16 protein-coding genes are annotated in these 15938 nt (G+C 61.0%); 9 read left to right on the top strand and 7 right to left on the bottom strand.

Annotation, left to right across the window (positions count from 1 at the left end; all coding sequences use genetic code 11):
- Nucleotides 1-6: 6 nt before the first annotated feature.
- Both F8N36_RS00155 and F8N36_RS00150 read right to left on the bottom strand, forming a co-directional pair.
- Nucleotides 7-1881, bottom strand: coding sequence for a UbiD family decarboxylase (locus F8N36_RS00155; protein WP_291330725.1), 1875 nt, complete (start codon nt 1879-1881; stop codon nt 7-9).
- Nucleotides 1881-2402 (bottom strand): NUDIX hydrolase, encoded by a 522-nt coding sequence (locus F8N36_RS00150; protein ID WP_291330724.1) that lies wholly within the window; start codon nt 2400-2402, stop codon nt 1881-1883. The genes F8N36_RS00155 and F8N36_RS00150 overlap by 1 nt, the downstream gene beginning before the upstream one ends.
- Before the next feature lie 159 nt (nt 2403-2561).
- On the opposite strand from F8N36_RS00150, the gene F8N36_RS00145 reads away from it, so the two are divergent.
- Entirely contained in the window at nt 2562-3104 is a 543-nt protein-coding gene (locus F8N36_RS00145; RefSeq protein WP_291330723.1) for a MarR family transcriptional regulator, read from the top strand.
- 47 nt (nt 3105-3151) lie between these two features.
- On the opposite strand, the gene F8N36_RS00140 is transcribed toward F8N36_RS00145, so the two are convergent.
- Nucleotides 3152-3961: an L-threonylcarbamoyladenylate synthase gene (locus F8N36_RS00140; protein ID WP_291330722.1), complete on the bottom strand. Its 810-nt coding sequence runs from the start codon at nt 3959-3961 to the stop codon at nt 3152-3154.
- On the opposite strand from F8N36_RS00140, the gene F8N36_RS00135 reads away from it, so the two are divergent.
- Nucleotides 3960-4433 carry a 23S rRNA (pseudouridine(1915)-N(3))-methyltransferase RlmH gene (locus F8N36_RS00135; RefSeq protein WP_291330721.1) on the top strand — a complete coding sequence of 158 codons (474 nt, stop codon included), beginning with the start codon at nt 3960-3962 and terminating at the stop codon, nt 4431-4433. The two genes, F8N36_RS00140 and F8N36_RS00135, sit on opposite strands and share 2 nt — an antisense overlap.
- 48 nt (nt 4434-4481) lie before the next feature.
- On the opposite strand, the gene F8N36_RS00130 is transcribed toward F8N36_RS00135, so the two are convergent.
- Nucleotides 4482-6884 (bottom strand): STT3 domain-containing protein, encoded by a 2403-nt coding sequence (locus tag F8N36_RS00130; protein ID WP_291330720.1) that lies wholly within the window; start codon nt 6882-6884, stop codon nt 4482-4484.
- Between the two features lie 50 nt (nt 6885-6934).
- Nucleotides 6935-7627 (bottom strand): RsmG family class I SAM-dependent methyltransferase, encoded by a 693-nt coding sequence (locus F8N36_RS00125; RefSeq protein WP_291330719.1) that lies wholly within the window; start codon nt 7625-7627, stop codon nt 6935-6937.
- Nucleotides 7628-7841: 214 nt separating this feature from the next.
- On the opposite strand from F8N36_RS00125, the gene F8N36_RS00120 reads away from it, so the two are divergent.
- From F8N36_RS00120 to ruvC, 5 genes are all read left to right on the top strand, one after another.
- Entirely contained in the window at nt 7842-8783 is a 942-nt protein-coding gene (locus F8N36_RS00120) for an ACP S-malonyltransferase (RefSeq protein ID WP_291330718.1), read from the top strand.
- A 219-nt stretch (nt 8784-9002) separates the two neighbouring features.
- On the top strand, nt 9003-10658 hold the full coding sequence (gene argS, locus F8N36_RS00115) for an arginine--tRNA ligase (protein WP_291330717.1): 1656 nt from the start codon (nt 9003-9005) through the stop codon (nt 10656-10658).
- Nucleotides 10659-10861: 203 nt separating this feature from the next.
- Complete coding sequence (locus F8N36_RS00110; protein ID WP_291330716.1) at nt 10862-11701, top strand: SPOR domain-containing protein; 840 nt, start codon at nt 10862-10864, stop codon at nt 11699-11701.
- Between the two features lie 7 nt (nt 11702-11708).
- Nucleotides 11709-12512 (top strand): ABC transporter permease, encoded by an 804-nt coding sequence (locus F8N36_RS00105; RefSeq protein WP_291330715.1) that lies wholly within the window; start codon nt 11709-11711, stop codon nt 12510-12512.
- Nucleotides 12513-12518: 6 nt separating this feature from the next.
- The gene (gene ruvC / locus F8N36_RS00100) at nt 12519-13022 is read left to right on the top strand and encodes a crossover junction endodeoxyribonuclease RuvC (protein WP_291330714.1); all 504 of its coding nucleotides are present in this window, start codon (nt 12519-12521) and stop codon (nt 13020-13022) included.
- 65 nt (nt 13023-13087) lie between these two features.
- On the opposite strand, the gene F8N36_RS00095 is transcribed toward ruvC, so the two are convergent.
- The gene (locus F8N36_RS00095; RefSeq protein ID WP_291330778.1) at nt 13088-13687 is read right to left on the bottom strand and encodes a flavodoxin family protein; all 600 of its coding nucleotides are present in this window, start codon (nt 13685-13687) and stop codon (nt 13088-13090) included.
- A 167-nt stretch (nt 13688-13854) separates the two neighbouring features.
- On the opposite strand from F8N36_RS00095, the gene F8N36_RS00090 reads away from it, so the two are divergent.
- Nucleotides 13855-14241 carry a helix-turn-helix domain-containing protein gene (locus tag F8N36_RS00090; protein ID WP_291330713.1) on the top strand — a complete coding sequence of 129 codons (387 nt, stop codon included), beginning with the start codon at nt 13855-13857 and terminating at the stop codon, nt 14239-14241.
- A gap of 74 nt (nt 14242-14315) precedes the next feature.
- Here F8N36_RS00090 and F8N36_RS00085 read toward each other — a convergent pair whose 3' ends face one another.
- Nucleotides 14316-14912 (bottom strand): peptidylprolyl isomerase, encoded by a 597-nt coding sequence (locus F8N36_RS00085; protein WP_291330712.1) that lies wholly within the window; start codon nt 14910-14912, stop codon nt 14316-14318.
- Nucleotides 14913-15190: 278 nt separating this feature from the next.
- Between F8N36_RS00085 and F8N36_RS00080 the strand changes: the two genes are divergently transcribed.
- The gene (locus F8N36_RS00080) at nt 15191-15895 is read left to right on the top strand and encodes a Bax inhibitor-1/YccA family protein (RefSeq protein WP_291330711.1); all 705 of its coding nucleotides are present in this window, start codon (nt 15191-15193) and stop codon (nt 15893-15895) included.
- Nucleotides 15896-15938: the final 43 nt, after the last annotated feature.

Genomic DNA, 15938 nt, shown 5'->3' with positions numbered 1-15938 from the left:
CCCATGTTACAAGTAGTTGTGTAAGGGGCCGCCCGGCGCTGCCAGGGCTTCCACCTTGCGAATAACCGCCGCGTCCTCTTCCAGTGGGGGGGCATGGAAGGGCTTGAGGCGTGCGTCGATGACCAGCGGCGCTTCGCACGACCAGTGCCGGGCCTGCGTGGTGGCATTGACGCCGTACACGTCTGTGGCCGGGTCTGACCGGGTAAAGGCCACCCATAAAAAATTGTCCAGCGCCTGAGCGCAAAATTCCGCATCATCCGCCACAACCACCAGCGGGAATGCCTCGCGGCCCGGCCACTGGGCCAGAGCCTGCGCAAGGGCCTCCATCTGCGGGTCGGGCTGATTGCGTTCCATGTGGTGTTTGGGCCCGCCGATGGCAACAAGGCCGGGGCCGCACACGCGTACGAGGCCAAAGCCCTCTGGCAGGGGCGGCATATCTGCCGCAGTACCGGTAAGCTCTGTTCCCAGTGTACGCCTTTTTTTGCCAGCAGAGGCCCACACCAGCTTGGAGCCCTCGTTGAGGGCAGCGCCCGTGTAGTCGAGCGTATCATTGGTGCTGCGGGTGATGAAGTGCAGGTCGCGCGCAAAGTCGGCCCGCTCCAGAAGGTGCTGCAAAAAGGCGGGCACCTCGCGGGCCGAAAGACCGGGTGCGTCTTCGTGCGCTGCCAGAAACACGTACTTGGCAAGGGCTGTCTGGGTGGTTCCCAAAAGATGCAGCCCGGCAGTGATCAGCTCGCGCGGGCGGCGGTCTTCTTCATACGGGGTGTAGCGCTCGCTGCCCACGGCCAGCAGCAGAGGGTGTACGCCCGCTGCGTCCACTGCGTGCACATCGCACACACCCTGAAAAACCTGCGGAACCAGCGGCCCGGTGAGCTCGTGGATAAAGTCGCCAAAAACAGTGTCTTCCTGCGGGGGACGGCCCACGGCTGTAAAGGGCCAGATGGCCCCCTGCCTGTGGTAGACCGCATCCACCTTGAGCACGGGAAAATCATGCGTAAGACTGTAATAGCCCACATGATCGCCAAAGGGCCCCTCAGGCTTGCACTGGGGCATGATATGCCCGCTGATGCAAAAATCGGCCTGAGCCAGTACGGGCAGGGGCAAGCCTGCAACGCTGGCCATTTCCGTGCGTCTGCCACCCAGCAACCCGGCAAAGCGCAGTTCCGAAAGGCCTTCGGGCAGCGGCATGACGGCGGCCACGGTGAGGCTTGGCGGCCCGCCCACGTAAATATGCACTGGCAGGGGCTTGCCCATTTCAAGGGCGCGGGCGTGGTGCGCGCCAATACCACGATGAATCTGGTAGTGCAGCCCCACCTCGTCGGCCGCGTATTCGTTGCCGCCCAGCTGCACCCGGTACATGCCAAGGTTGGAGGCATCCGCGCCGGGTTTGGCGGGGTCTTCGCTGTACACGAGGGGCAGGGTTATGAAGGGGCCGCCGTCCATGGGCCAGCAGACCAGTTGCGGCAGGTCGCTCAGCTTGCAGCGGCATTGCAGCACCGGGGCCACGGCAGTTGCCTGCTCTGCCCGCACCCTGCTCACCTGCGGCAGCATGTTTACCAGACCGGGCAGGGCTTTGAGCGACTGCAGGGGGCGTTTGAGCGCGGCGGCAGGGTCGGCCTTGGCGGTCAGCACGGCCTCCACGGCGGGCAAACTGCGGCGAAAAATGAAGTGCAGCCTTTCGCGCGTGCCAAAAAGATTGGAAAGCATGGGAAAGGGTGTGCCCTTTACCCGTGTGAACAGCAGGGCCGGAGCCTTGGCCCCGAAGGCGCGCCGCTGGATGGCGGCCAGTTCGAGATGCGGGTCGACCTCGGCGTCAATGCGCACCAGATGGCCGTTGGCCTCCAGATCCTGCACGCATTCCTGAAGATTGCGGTAGCTCATTACGCTCCTTCCCCGTGGGTTGGCGCAGCCGCTGGCGAATCAAACCGGGGTTGCACGCCCGCCAGGGTGCGTTTGCCCTCAAGCACGGCCCTGAAATCGGCCAGAATCTGGGCGTGGTCAAAAACAAGAGGCTGCGGCAGGGCGTCCAGCGGATAAAAGGCCGCGTGGGCTGCATCATCACCGGCTTGCAGGGCATCAGGGTTAAGGGGTCTGCCCGCAAAGGCCACGGTCAGGGTATGCTGCCGGGGATCGCGATCCGGGCGCGAATACACGCCCAAAAGCCCGGTCAATTCCACATCCAGCCCGGTTTCCTCGCACATTTCACGCACGGCGGCGGTTTCGGCGCATTCGCCCTCTTCAATAAACCCGCCGGGCAGGGCAAAACCCACCGGCTCGTTGGCGCGGCGAATGATAACCACGCCCCGGTCAGGCGCATAAATGACCACATCCGCAGTGGGCGTCGGGTTTTTGTAGCTTGAATATGTTTTGCCGCAGTGCGGACAGATAACCTGGCGTTTCATGCGTTCTCCGTCTGGGGTTCGCGCCACGGCGCGTAACTGATGCATACTAAGCCAGCATGACCCGAGTCGCAAGCGCGGGAAACAATTCACCCCTTGCTGGCGCGCATACGCAATAAAACCCGGATTGACAAAAAAGTATGGATACCATACAAAGTATGCATGAAAAAAAATGGTCAAAAAAATACAGTGGAGCTGCGCATCCAGAAGTCCATGCTCAAAACGCTGGGGCACGAGGCTGCCCACGGGCCGCGTAGCGCGCCCATAAGCCTCGCCCTGCTGGGCATTGCCACCCGCTTTCAGGAAATAGAACGCCAGTGCTGCAAGTTTGGCACAGATGTGGACATCCACATGGCTGAAATCCACACCATCATGGCGATACACAACAACAAGGGCATCCATGTGGGCGGTCTGGCCGACTGCCTTGGCGTCACCAAGGGCAGCGTTTCAGAACTGCTACGCAGACTCGAACGCAAGGGGCTGGCCTACAAGGCCAAGGACCCGCTCAAGATGACACGCCTCAATGTTTTTTTGACGGAAAAAGGCAAGACCGCAAACAGCAGCCACATGGGCTTTCATTCGCAACTGGATGGACTGGTGGACGAGACAATGGCAACGCGCTCGCCCGAGGAAATAAAGACCATTGTGGGATTTTTGAATGAAATTCGCGACCGGCTCAACGCCGCCGAAATAGAGGACGACTAAGCCCACCCATACATTGTCCTTACCAGCTGAATCTGCGCGGACTTTGGCTATTCAACGCAAAAGCCTGCCGCCACAAGCTCCGCCGCGCTGACCGCACCGGCACGAACCATTCGCAGCCGAACAGTGCTGCCTGCCGATCTGCCTGCCCGCCCGCCAGTTGCCCCCCTCTGGGCAGAGCCTAGGGGTTCAACCACCGTTGACGGCAGCCCCCCAGCGGGCAGTGGCCCGCCAATAAGTAATGGCAGTTGGGTCTGTGGCTCTCCCACGCATTCCGCCTGCCCTGAGCATTCCTTGGTCCACGGCATCTGCCGTGCCATACCCTGCAGGGCATCCAGCAGGGCTGGGTCAAGCTGCTGCGGTATGCGCACCGATTCCCCGCCGCTCAGGTTGGCGCTGCTGGCAGTAAGCGCCCCACCGGCCTCAATGGCCAGCTGCGCCGCCAGAGGGTGCGGGGTCACACGCACGGCCACCAGCCCTTGGGCATTCACAAGCGCCTGTGGCAGGCAGGCACGGGCGGGCAGCAACACCGTAAGCGGACCGGGCCAAAAAGCCACAAGGCCCTGCGGCATGGCCGCCAGATCTGCCACTTCGTCTACCTGGGCCGTACTGGCAGCCAGCAGGGGCAAGGGTTTGTGGACGGGGCGGCGCTTGAGCTGGTACACCCTTGCCACAGCGTCTGCATGGGCGGCAAGGCAGCCCACCCCGTAGAAGGTTTCGGTGGGAAACACGATAACGCCGCCGCCACGCAAAAATCTGGCCGCCTGGGCCAGATCCATGCCAGCAGGAGCCCCGGCGGCGTTGCCCGCGCCCGGAGCCTGTGCGGCCATATCGCTATTTAACACAAGACGAGAAGACATGACTGGCAAACCCTTGAAATACATAAGTGTGGGCAAGCTGAAAACGCCGTTCTGGAAGGATGCCGCAGCCCACTACACCACGCGCATTACCCGCTGGCGCAAGCTGGACATAACCGAAGTGCGCGACGGTGATTCCGCCCTGCCGCAGGATCAGCGCAACGCTCTTGAAGGCCGCCGCATCATTGAGGCCCTTGACCCGCAGGACATCGCCCTGGTGCTCGACGAACGCGGCCAGCACCTTACCTCGCCCCAACTGGCCGATCTGCTGCGCCAGATGGACCACGACGCCAGAGGCAGGGCCTGCTTTGTCATCGGTGGCGCGTGGGGACTGGACGAGGCCGTGCGCCAGCGGGCCAGCCGCTGTATCAGCCTTTCGCACATGACCCTGCCGCACGAACTTGCCCGCGTGGTACTGCTTGAGCAAATCTACCGGGCAGAGTGCATCCTGCGCAAGGTGCCCTATCACCATTAGGGCCGCCACCAGAGGCGCGCAGATGAGAGCATCCACAGCCGCAGGGGGCTACAGCACCTCGTAAATTCTGGCGAACACATTGTCGTACACCAGCTTGAAATAGGGCGAAATACGCGGATCCTGCGGATCGCCCACGAGAAGCTGCACCATCAGCGAATTGTACAGACCCGCATCAATGGCCAGTTTTTCGTCCGTTACCCTGTTGAAAAGAAAGTTGATATTGCGGCGCTTTGAAAGGAATTCGTGCTGTTCTTCGGGCGTGGCCCTTGGATGCGCGTCAAACCAGTCCTGAATATAATTGCGGCGCGTCACGCCCGTTTCTTCAAACACGCTGATGGACGAGGCGTAAATGGCGCTGCTGTTGCCCTCAAGACGCACCTCGCCAGTATCAAGCTTGTAGGCAAGGGCCTGCGGCACGATGGAAAGAGCCCCACCCTCGCCCGATCGCGTAACAAAATTCCAGTTGCCAAAGTTGCTTATCCAGAAGCCGAGCCGTAGCATTTCAAAGCTCGCAACCACATACAGCTTGCCCTTGGCCTCAATGAGCGGGGTTTCGGGCGAGCGCAGCCTGTCCATCAAGTCTTGCGCGCCCTGCCCGTCGAGCCCTTCAAAGACGTTGCCCGGCTCGTTGCCGCACTGCGCCGTATAACGGATGATCTGGCGTGCAAAACGCGGATTGTCGGTGGCAAAGACCGCTGCGGGCAGATAGAGCGAAGGCCCGGCGTGCTGTGCACCGTCGGCAATGGTCTGACGCCGGGCAAAGTGGTTGGCCGAGTAGCCCCAGTCCCACCACAGCCAGAGCATGGCGTCGGGCGGAGTCATGGCCCTGGCGCGCGAAAGGGCTTCTGCATGACGACGGTTGATGATGGGCCCCTGCGACATGGCGGGAATCATGTCGGCAAAGGGCGCAACCAGCAGGGCCAGCAAAAGGCCACTGGTCAGCATGCCCGCCACCGCGCCGCGCAGGTCGGCGCGCAGCAGGCGCTGCAGCAGCCAGTAAAACGGCAGGGTAAGCCCGATGGCCATGATGGGCGCGCCAAACATGACCATGCGGCCGCCCATTTTGACGCTCAAAATGCCCAGTGCCGCCAGCGGCAGCAAAAAGAGCGCTCCTGGCCTGCGCAGAACAACCAGCCCAAAGCCCAGCAGGCCAAGGGCGGCAGCTTCCATCCAGGGATGGAAGTAGGGAAAAATTTCGGCAAAGCCCAGATCCTGCACCTCGATGATGGACTGCGCCACTGAAGGATATTCCAGCGAAAGCCCCCCGCCCGTGCTTTTCACATCGCCGGAGTGCTTCACATAGGCGTTCACGTGGTTGACGATGGACGTGAGAATTTCGCCCTGCAGCATCAGAAAACCCACGCCCACCAGCAGCACGACCAGCAGCCAGGGTTTGCACAGGATACGCCGCAGCCTGAAGCCGGTTTTAGTGCCCGCCGCCAGCAACATAAGGCTGAAGCTGAGCCCCCACGGTCCGGCCAGGGTAGGCAGGGCATAGGCCATGCTGCCCAGCAGCAGCAGACCACGCCGCCCGCGAGGTGCCATAACCATGCTCATAAAGACCAGCAGGCCCACATTGTAGCGGATCAGATAGGGAAAAACCGAGTGCCATTCCTGCGTCCACCACGATATGACACCAGAGCAACCCAGCAGCACAACCCACTGCCAGCGCAGGGGATTGCCCAGGTGGTCGGCCTGTTTGAAGCTTGGTGCCCAGTGACTTTCGGGCAATTTGCGCGAAAAGATGCGGCGCAGGTTCATGACGCCGGTAGACATGGAAAGACGCCGCAACACCATGCCGGGCAACAGCATGTAGCGCATGGCCCAGCTGGCCGGGGCCAAGGTCATGAGCAGGGGAAAGAACAGGGTTACGAGGTCGGTATCGTAAAAACCCAGCAGGGTACGCGCCAGAAAGCCCGGCGCAATGGACGTGAGAATACCGGCGGCAACGCCCGCCTCGATGCTGCCCAGCGCCCATACCCAGGCAAAGGCGATAACGGCCACAAAGCTTGCCAGCAATGCGGGAAACCAGAAAGCCACCGCAGCCGGTGTGGCTCCCGCCATATCGGCCATGCCCTTGAGCATGACAGCCATGGGGTGCCCCACGGCAAGGCCGAAATCCTCCGCCCCGGCCACCCAGGTGTAGGCATCGTGCGTAGCCAGCAGCCATTCGCTGCCAAGGCGGTATTCCGGATTCTGCCAGCTGGACCACTCGAGCATGCGCAGGGCAAAGGCCAGGGCAAGGGTCAACACCCCCCAGAACAGCCCACGGGCCCAGTAACGCCCCGAGGGCAGCGACCGGCCCCCCGGTTGCAGGTTTTTACCCGCTGTAGGCAACAGTTTGCCTCCCGCAGATGCGGCCTGCTGGGTGTGCGGGGCTTGTCTGTCTGCTGCGGTGCTGGCTGCGGCCTGCGGTGCGGCTTGGGCTTCTGCTTTGTCTGCGGGGTGCATGGCTTTCTCCGTAGGGCTTTGCGCCTGTACGTCAGGCGCGGCAGGCGGTACTACCCAGCCTTGTGCGTTGCCGCATCATAGGTCAGGCGTTCGCTTTCCGCACTGGGTGCAAGCGCCCAAAACCAGCGGCCATTGCCAGCCGCCACATAACGGTGCTGCTCAACCAGGCGCCAGGGAGCGGGCAGATCGCGCGGCGCGGGCTCAAGAGCCAGAATCACCAGCACGCCGTTGGCGTGCAGACGGGGTCCGGCAAGCTCAAGCAGCTGCCTCCACGGCATAAAGGCCCGGCTCAGGATACAGTCGGCCTTGTAATATTGCCCCTGAAAAAAATGTTCCACTGGCCCTCTGAAAATATGAGTCGAGGGCAACTGCAGGCGTGAAAGCACGCTTGAAATGAACAGGGCGCGCTTTTCGCGCACTTCTATCATGTAGTACGAACCGCGCGTCCATGCCATGCGCAGGGGAATACCTGGCAGGCCCGCGCCCGCGCCCAGATCCCAGCACAGGGGAGCTTCGGGCAGGTCAAGCGTATCCAGAAATGTTGCCAGATGAAAACTGTCCACCGCCAGCCGGACAAGCATGTCCTGCCAGGTGTGCGGGCCAACAAGATTCATGGCCTTGTTCCACTGGCAAAGCATTTCAAGATATTCCGCAAGGGGTTCCAGTGCCGTTTGAGGCACTTCCGCGCCAGAGGCCGCCGCCAGACGGGCCAGTTCCTTTCTGTCAACCGATTGTCGCTGCATGTTCCTTATCCTGATCTTGTACGCCCTCTGCGGGCTTTTCCGGCGTATTTGCCGGGTTCACTGTCATATCCCCGCAGACCGGGACTTGCAAGCCCCGCGCCGATAACGTAAAAAAGAGGGCTTGCGCGTTTGCGCGCGCTTTCCCACTACATCAAGGCCGGTACCGGCCACGCCGATGCGCACCCGTGTGCGCCACTGGAGGATAACCCCCGTCATGACACAAGCCGTTCTGCTCTTTCCCGGCCAGGGCTCGCAAGAGTCGGGCATGGGCCGCGATCTGGCCGAGGCCTCTTCTGATGCCATGAATCTGTGGAAGCAGGCCGAGCGCATCAGCGGCCTGCCCCTGCGCGAAATTTACTGGGAAGGCGACGATGCCGCCATGAGCGACACCCGCGCCCTGCAACCCGCTCTCACCGTGGTGAACCTGAACCTCTGGAGCGCCGTTGCCGCGCGCGCCGGCGTGTGCGGCGCCGCTGGCCACAGCCTTGGCGAGTTCAGCGCCATGGCCGCCGCTGGCGTGATCCCGGCCGAATGCGCCCTTGAGCTCACCGCCCTGCGCGGCCGCCTGATGGCCGAGGCCGATCCCGACGGCAAGGGTGGCATGGCTGCCCTGCTCAAGCTTGACCAGGCCGCCATTGAAGAAATTGTGGCCGAGACCATCGCCCAGTGCGGCGAGCTGCTGCTGGTGGCCAACTACAACACCCCCGGCCAGCTTGTTATCAGCGGCACCAAGGCCGCCGTGGCCCTGGCCTGCCAGAAGGCCAAGGAACGCAAGGGCCGCGGGCTTGAGCTCAAGGTCAGCGGCGCGTTTCACAGCCCCATGATGGCCGAGGCCAACAAGGAGCTTGCCCCCCTGCTGCGCAAGGCCGTGTGGAGCAAACCCAGGTTTCCCGTTTACTGCAACGCCCACGGCAAGGCCGTGACCGACGGCGAAAGTGCACGTGAAAGTCTGCTTGTGCAGATGACCTCATCCGTGCTGTGGATAGACACCATGCGCAACCAGTATGCCGACGGCGCGCGCCGCTGGCTAGAACTGGGCCCCAAGGCCGTGCTGGGCAAGATGGTGGCTCCGTGCCTTGCCGGTACGGCAGCGGCAGAAGATCTCGCCATCGAGCTGGTCAACAATGCCGAAACCGCCGCGGCCTTTGCGGGATAGCATCGCGCCGCACAGTTTGGTGCAGGACAGTTTTTGAGAAGGGGCCGCAGCCTGTTGCGGCTCTTTCCCGCATTTTCCGACAACATTTTTCTTCATGCGCCCCGGGCGGCAAAGGCCGCAGACTGTCGGTGCATGAACCCGAAACGGGGTTTCCGGTGGCTTTGCCCCGGCCACCACAGGCACTTTGCCGCAACCGTTGCATAAAAGGACACCAGCACTATGCGCGCCATTGATACCCTGCGCACGGCCCTCAAGGGCATTATTGAAGAAGAAGGCCTTGCCTGGCCCGTCAAAACCGTCATTGAGCCGCCCCGCGACCCCAAGCACGGCGATCTTTCCGTGAACTCTGCCATGCTGCTTGCCAAGGAAGCCAAGGTCAACCCCCGCGAGCTGGCGCAAAAATTTGCCCAGAAGCTTGTGGAGCGTTGCCCCAATGTGGCCCATGCCGAGGCCGCTGGCCCCGGTTTTTGCAACGTGACCTTCACGCAGGATTTCTGGCGCAGCACTGTGGTGGATATTGAATCTGCCGCCACTGAATACGGCACGAGCACGGGCGGCGATGGCAAAAAGGTGCTGCTGGAATACGTTTCCGCCAACCCCACCGGCCCCCTGCATGTGGGCCACGGGCGCGGCGCCGCCGTGGGCGACAGCCTTGCCCGTCTGCTGCGCGTGGCTGGCTATGATGTAAACACCGAGTATTACATCAACGACGCCGGTCGCCAGATGCGCCTGCTGGGCCTTTCCGTATGGCTGCGCGCCAAGGAACTGGCCGGCATGCCCGTTACCTGGCCCGAAGACTACTACAAGGGCGACTACATCATCGACATCGCCCGCGAAATGCTCGATGCCAACCCCGCCCTTGTGCAGCTGCCCGACGCCGAAGGTCAGGACGTGTGCTACGACAAGGCCATGAACGACATTCTCAATGGCATCAAGGACGACCTCAACGAATTTCGCGTGGAGCACCAGCGCTGGTTTTCTGAAAAAACCCTGGTGGAAGGCGGAGCCGTTGCCGCTGCCTTCAAGGCGCTCGACAATGCTGGCTATACCTACGAAAAAGACAATGCCTACTGGTTTGCCACCGAAAATCTGGGCGACGACAAAAACCGAGTGCTGCGCAAGTCGGACGGCAGCCTGACCTACTTTGCCTCAGACATCGCCTACCACCACGACAAATTCCAGCGTGGCTACGACTGGCTCATCGACATCTGGGGCGCAGACCACCACGGCTACATTCCGCGTATGCGCGCGGCCATCACGGCCATGGGCAAAACCCAGGACAGCTTTGACGTGGTGCTCATCCAGCTGGTCAACCTGCTGCGCGAGGGGCAGCCCGTGAGCATGTCCACCCGCGCGGGCACGTTTGAAACCCTGGCCGACGTTATCAAGGAAGTGGGCGTGGACGCGGCGCGTTTCATGTTTCTTTCGCGCAAGAGCGACAGCCCGCTCGACTTTGACCTTGAGCTTGCCAAGCAGCGTAGCCTCGACAACCCCGTGTACTACGTGCAGTACGCCCACGCGCGCATCTGCGCCGTGCTGCGCAGGGCCGAGGAACGCGGTTTTGTGTTGCCCGCCAGGGCCGATGCCAATCTGCTGCAAGGGCTCGACACGCCCGAGGACATGGCCCTGCTGCGCAAGGCCGCCACGTTTGAAGACATGCTGGCCTCTGCCGCCAAATCACTCGGCGTGCACCATGTGAGCACCTACCTTACCGAACTGGCCGGGCAGCTGCACAGCTACTACGCCAGGCATCAGGTGCTGCTGGCCGACGACGCGCCGCGCACCCTGGCCCGCCTTGCCCTGTTGCGCTCCATCGGTCAGGTGCTGCGCAATGGCCTGGACGTGCTTGGCGTAAGCGCCCCTGAAACCATGTAGGCAGAGCACTGCCAGCAAATGAATCGGTGGGGCATGCCCCATGTCAGTACAAACGTCGAACATTCGGCGTGCAGCCATTACGGCTTTCACCTGCTGCAAGGCGCATTTTGGCAAGGCCCGGCGTGGATACCCCGCCACCTTTACAGAGTGCGCCTTGCGCAGGCAGAATACAGAAGCTTTTGGCCCACGACGGAGGATACAGAATGGCCGCCCCCTTACGCAAACCCCGCAAATCAGCCGCTTCCCAGCCTTCGAGCGAGAAACGCCGTTTTGTAATCCGCCTTTCGGGGCCAATGGCCGCCCTGCTGGGGACAATTCTCGCGGTGGCAGTGGGCTGGTCGTTTTTCATGGGCTTTATGGTCGGGCGCGGGCAGAATCCTGAAACCCGCGTGGAACAGATGACCAGCATTATTTCCAATGATGCCCCGCAAGCCAAGGGCAAGGCCGCTCAGCAGGAAGCGCCCGCCCCCGATGCTGCAGCCACAGCGGAAACAGCCGATGGGCAGAACCCCGCCCCGACTGGAGAAAATGCCGCAGGTGCTGCGCCGCAACAGGGCGCTGCGGGCAAGCCCGCAGACCCAAAGGGGCAAAAGGCCGCAGGACAAGCCCCGCCGACCCAACAGGCGCAGCAGGGCCAGCAGGCCCCTGCCTATCCATTTTCGCAGCCTTCGCCCAACAGCATGGCGGCCTGGGGCATCAAGCCCGGGGCCAACCAGCAGGCTGCACAGGCAGGCGCGCAAAACGGCGCGCAAGCCCCCAAACCGGCTCTGGCCAAAACCGGCCCGCAGTTTGACTATGTGTATCAGGTGGCGGCTTTCAAATCGGACGAAGACGCGGACAAGTTGCGCACCCGCCTTGAGGGCAAGGGCCTGCGCACACGCACCCAGAAGAGCGGCAAGCTTGTACTGGTTATGGTGAGCATACGCGGCACCGAAGACGACGCCTTCAACCTGCGTGAAGACCTGCGTCACATGAAGCTGGGCGTACCGATTATGGTTTCGCAGAAGCCGGTTTCCACCAAACCGCAAAAAGCCGGACGTTGAGGCACACATGACCGCAACAGAATCCATTGGCAATTTCTTGCGCAAGATTGGCGGCCCCTGCCTGCGCGGCCTTGACGCGCTTGGCAACACGGCCCTGTTCATGCTTGAGGGTCTGGCCCAGATATTTGCCAGCCCCAAGATTTTTCGGCGTACCGTGCAACAGCTCTACATTATCGGCTCCAAGTCGCTGTTTCTCATCATGCTTATCGGCGTGTTCTGCGGCATGGTGCTGGGGCTTCAGGGCTACTACACCCTGGTGAAATTCGGCTCTGTGGGCATGCTGGGCTCGGCGGTGTCGCTTACCCTTATCCGTGAACTGGGGCCGGTGCTCACGGCCATTATGCTTACGGGCCGCGCCGGTTCTTCCATGACGGCAGAGATCGGCGTCATGCGCATTACCGACCAGATCGACGCACTGGACGTCATGGACATCAACTCCATGGGCTATCTGGTGAGCCCGCGCCTCCTGGCCTCGCTCATCGCCTTTCCGCTGTTGACGGCGGTATTTGACGTTATCGGCATCATCGGCGGCTACCTCACGGGTGTACTCATGCTGGGTATCAACGAGGGCGCGTATTTTTATCGCATCACCAGTTCCGTTACCGCCACCGACGTAAACGGCGGCTTTATCAAGGCCGTGCTGTTTGGTCTGCTGGTTACCACCATCTGCTGCCGGCAGGGCTACTACACCAATAAACGCCGCGACAGCGTTGGGCCCGAGGCCGTGGGCAACGCTACCACCTCTGCCGTGGTTATCTCGTGCGTGCTGATTCTTGCGGCAGACTACATTGTTACCTCGTTTCTGCTCTAACCAGACATGCAGGCAGTAACTGTCATCGGCATAGACCCCGGCTCGCAGCGTACAGGCTGGGGCGTGGTGCGCGAGGTTTCTGGAGTGCTGCAGCTGGTGGACTGTGGCGTGGTGCGCACTGCCTCTGCGGGCAAGGAATTTTCTGACCGTCTGGCACGCATCTACCACGAGCTTTCGGGCGTGCTGGCCCGCCTCAAGCCGGAAGAAGCCGCCATCGAGCAGGTATTTACGGCCAAAAACGCCGCTTCTGCCCTCAAGCTGGGGCAGGCGCGGGGTGTGGCCGTGGCCGCCTGCGCGGCGCACGGCCTTTCTATCAGCGATTATGAACCCACGCTGGTCAAAAAATCCCTTGTGGGAACAGGTCGGGCGGAAAAAGAGCAGGTTGCCTTTATGGTGCAACGCCTGCTCAACGTCAAAAACGCCAACTGGGCGCTGGACACCTCGGACGCGTTGGCCGTGGCCGTGTGCCATCTGACAGTACGCCGCTTTGCCGCACTGGCGGGCAAGTAGGCCGCCTCCCCGTTTCGCTTCGTTTTCCGCTCCTGCCCCTGCACAATCCACTTTCGCCGTTTGCCCTACACAGAGGGGTAGCCTGCCATGTGCGGCGCAACCGCCTTGCCAAGCCAGTCTATGGCCCTGCCGAGATGCAGCATGTTGTTCAGCGCAAAGCTGTCGGCCTGCACATCGCCCTCTGCATCGCCATAGCCGAGGTTCCAGTATGTGGAACCGGGCACGAGCATCTTTGACATCAAAAACATATGGTTGATGCTGTCGTAGGCGTGGGTAGCCCCTGCCCTGCCAGCAGCCACCACAGCTGCGCCAATCTTGCCCTGAAACAGCCCGCCGTTCACATAGGCCACATATCCCGCCCTATCCACCAAGGCCTTCAACTCTGCCGTCATGTCGGTGAAATAGCAGGGCGTGCCCAGAATCATGGCGTCCGCCGCCAGCATTTTTTGCAGCAGCTCGTTGAGCAGATCTTTGTCAAAAACACAGCGGCCATTCTTAAGTTCTGCACATTTACCACAGCCCCGGCATCCCTGAATTTTTTTGCCGCCAAGCTGCACCAGTTCTGTTTCCCATCCCGCAGTTTGCAGGGGTTCAAGCGCCCTGCTCAGCAAAAATGCCGTATTACCGTTCTTTCTGGGGCTTCCGTTTATGGCCAGTACCTTCATGTTCATCTCCTGATGGGTAGTTTTGAGCATATGATACCCCTAATCTGCAAAAGTTGAAGTACTGAAAAAAAAATCATATTGTAACATCTGTAGTAGGTACTAACAAAATATATAGTGTAAAAGGCACAGGTCACCCCATGGAAAACATGCCCCAATGCCCGCCTGTAATGGGCAATTACCGTTGCCACTTTGAGCTCACCCTGCAACTCATTGGCGGCAAGTGGAAGCTGCTGGTCATCTATTTTCTGTCGTTGCAAAAGGTCATCCGCTTCGGCCAATTGCGGCGCACCCTGCCAGAAATCAGCGAGCGCATGCTAGTGCGCCAGCTGCGCGAACTGGAAGACGACGGTCTGGTGAGCCGCAAGGTCTACGGAACGGTTCCACCTAGGGTGGACTATGCGCTCACACCGCTGGGTGAATCACTTGTGCCGATCATGGAATCGCTCAGGGCCTGGGGCAACATGTACGAACTGAGCCGCGAACAGGTCACAGGCAGCGCTGACCACGCGCCAGATCAGGTGCAGGAACTGGCCCCGGAGCTTGCCGACCAATAGAAAAGCGGAGGGCTCAACGAACCCTCCGCCTGCGCACGGGTGGCAAGGCCACCACGTGTCATATCTGTTGCGGTCTATTCCACAATCACGGCCTTCTTGATGACCACATTTTCCATGGGCACGTCGTCGTAGTAGCCCTTTTTGCCGGTCTGCACAGCGGCAATCTTGTCTACCACTTCCTGTCCCTTGATGACCTTGCCAAACACGGCGTAGCCCCAGCCCTGGGGAGTCTGACTCTTGAAGTCGAGGAAGTCGTTGTCCTTGGTGTTGATGAAGAACTGCGAAGAGGCCGAATGCGGCTCGCCGGTGCGGGCCATGGCGATGGTGTACTTTTTGTTCTTCAGACCGTTGTCGGCTTCGTTGCGTATGGAAGCGCGGGTCGACTTCTGCTTGAGGTCGGCAGTCATGCCGCCGCCCTGAATCATGAAGTTTTTGATAACACGGTGAAAGACCGTGCCGTCATAAAAACCCGATTTGACATACTGCACAAAGTTGGCCGTGCTGATGGGGGCCTTGCGCGAATCAAGGCGCACAATAATGTCGCCCATGTTGGTCTCGAGCTTCACGGCAGGGTCGGGATCGGCAGCCCGGGCCTGACCAGCCACCGCAAGAGCGGCTCCGAGGCAAAGAGTCAAGGTAAGCGCACGAAAAAATACGCGAAATGATTTCATGGTATACTCCTCACGGTATGGTATGCCGGGTATGCCCCGGCAGGCCGCACGGTAGCACGGGGGCTCACGTGCAGCAAGGGCGTGCCCGGGCCCAAACACACCAGCACACTGCGACAACAGGGCTGCAGCCGAACTTTGCCCCTGCGGCCCTTGCTAAATGGCGCTGGCGTTATTATACTTAAAGGCAGAAGACAAACTTCAGGCCCGACGACGGCACTGCGACTTGGAGCCGCAGCCGCCACGGGCCGAGCGCCTTCAACTGCTTTTCGGAGGATATAATGTCGTATAGCCGCAGTGTTGCTCAAAGCGCCGCCAGTAGCGTCGTTTCCATTTACATGCGTCAGGTTTATCAGTGGATGACCGCAGGTCTTGCAGTAACCACCGTGGTGGCCTACGCAGTTGCCAGCTCGCCTGCCATACAGGCTGCCATCTTTGGCAACACCATCGTGCTCATTCTCATGCTGGTGGCCCAATTCGGTCTTGTCATCGCCCTTTCGGCGGCGGTTCACAAAATGTCTGGTGGCACGGCCACGGGCCTGTTCCTGCTCTATTCGGCGGTAACCGGCGCAACCCTGTCGTCCATCTTTGTGGTCTACCCCATTGCGTCCATTGCCAACGCGTTTCTGGTCACCACGGGCACATTCCTGGCCATGTCGGTTTACGGCACGGTCACCAAGCGTGACCTTACGGCCATGGGCAGCTTCCTGTTCATGGGCCTCATCGGTATTGTCATTGCCTCGCTGGTGAACATCTTCCTCAAAAGCAGCATGATGGACTTTATCATCAGCTGCGTGGGCGTGCTCATCTTCACCGGCCTGACCGCCTATGACACCCAGAAGCTGCGCCAGTTTGGCGAAAACGCCCCCCTTGAGGACGGAACCGCCGTGCGCCGTGGCGCCATTCTTGGCGCGCTGACCCTGTACCTTGATTTCATCAACCTTTTCCTCATGATGCTGCGCCTCTTCGGCGGCAACCGCGAGTGATGCGGTACTGCGCCAACGCAGCCTGAAATTTGAGCGATCGGGG

Origin of the sequence: Desulfovibrio sp. (assembly GCF_009712225.1) — a bacterium.
Classification (GTDB): Bacteria; Desulfobacterota; Desulfovibrionia; order Desulfovibrionales; family Desulfovibrionaceae; genus Desulfovibrio.
The sequence above is the reverse complement of the archived record's forward strand: the minus strand, read 5'-3'. Positions and strand labels throughout refer to the sequence as shown.

Bases quoted from the DNA above. Each gene is read 5' to 3' on its own strand.
- ruvC (WP_291330714.1), top strand. From the start codon at position 12,519: ATGCAGGCAGTAACTGTCATCGGCATAGACCCCGGCTCGCAGCGTACA.
- F8N36_RS00120 (WP_291330718.1), top strand. From the start codon at position 7,842: ATGACACAAGCCGTTCTGCTCTTTCCCGGCCAGGGCTCGCAAGAGTCG.
- F8N36_RS00090 (WP_291330713.1), top strand. From the start codon at position 13,855: ATGGGCAATTACCGTTGCCACTTTGAGCTCACCCTGCAACTCATTGGC.
- F8N36_RS00125 (WP_291330719.1), bottom strand. From the start codon at position 7,627: ATGCAGCGACAATCGGTTGACAGAAAGGAACTGGCCCGTCTGGCGGCG.
- F8N36_RS00105 (WP_291330715.1), top strand. From the start codon at position 11,709: ATGACCGCAACAGAATCCATTGGCAATTTCTTGCGCAAGATTGGCGGC.
- F8N36_RS00130 (WP_291330720.1), bottom strand. From the start codon at position 6,884: ATGCACCCCGCAGACAAAGCAGAAGCCCAAGCCGCACCGCAGGCCGCA.
- F8N36_RS00140 (WP_291330722.1), bottom strand. From the start codon at position 3,961: ATGTCTTCTCGTCTTGTGTTAAATAGCGATATGGCCGCACAGGCTCCG.
- F8N36_RS00085 (WP_291330712.1), bottom strand. From the start codon at position 14,912: ATGAAATCATTTCGCGTATTTTTTCGTGCGCTTACCTTGACTCTTTGC.
- argS (WP_291330717.1), top strand. From the start codon at position 9,003: ATGCGCGCCATTGATACCCTGCGCACGGCCCTCAAGGGCATTATTGAA.
- F8N36_RS00155 (WP_291330725.1), bottom strand. From the start codon at position 1,881: ATGAGCTACCGCAATCTTCAGGAATGCGTGCAGGATCTGGAGGCCAAC.
- F8N36_RS00145 (WP_291330723.1), top strand. From the start codon at position 2,562: ATGAAAAAAAATGGTCAAAAAAATACAGTGGAGCTGCGCATCCAGAAG.
- F8N36_RS00110 (WP_291330716.1), top strand. From the start codon at position 10,862: ATGGCCGCCCCCTTACGCAAACCCCGCAAATCAGCCGCTTCCCAGCCT.
- F8N36_RS00150 (WP_291330724.1), bottom strand. From the start codon at position 2,402: ATGAAACGCCAGGTTATCTGTCCGCACTGCGGCAAAACATATTCAAGC.
- F8N36_RS00135 (WP_291330721.1), top strand. From the start codon at position 3,960: ATGACTGGCAAACCCTTGAAATACATAAGTGTGGGCAAGCTGAAAACG.
- F8N36_RS00080 (WP_291330711.1), top strand. From the start codon at position 15,191: ATGTCGTATAGCCGCAGTGTTGCTCAAAGCGCCGCCAGTAGCGTCGTT.
- F8N36_RS00095 (WP_291330778.1), bottom strand. From the start codon at position 13,687: ATGAAGGTACTGGCCATAAACGGAAGCCCCAGAAAGAACGGTAATACG.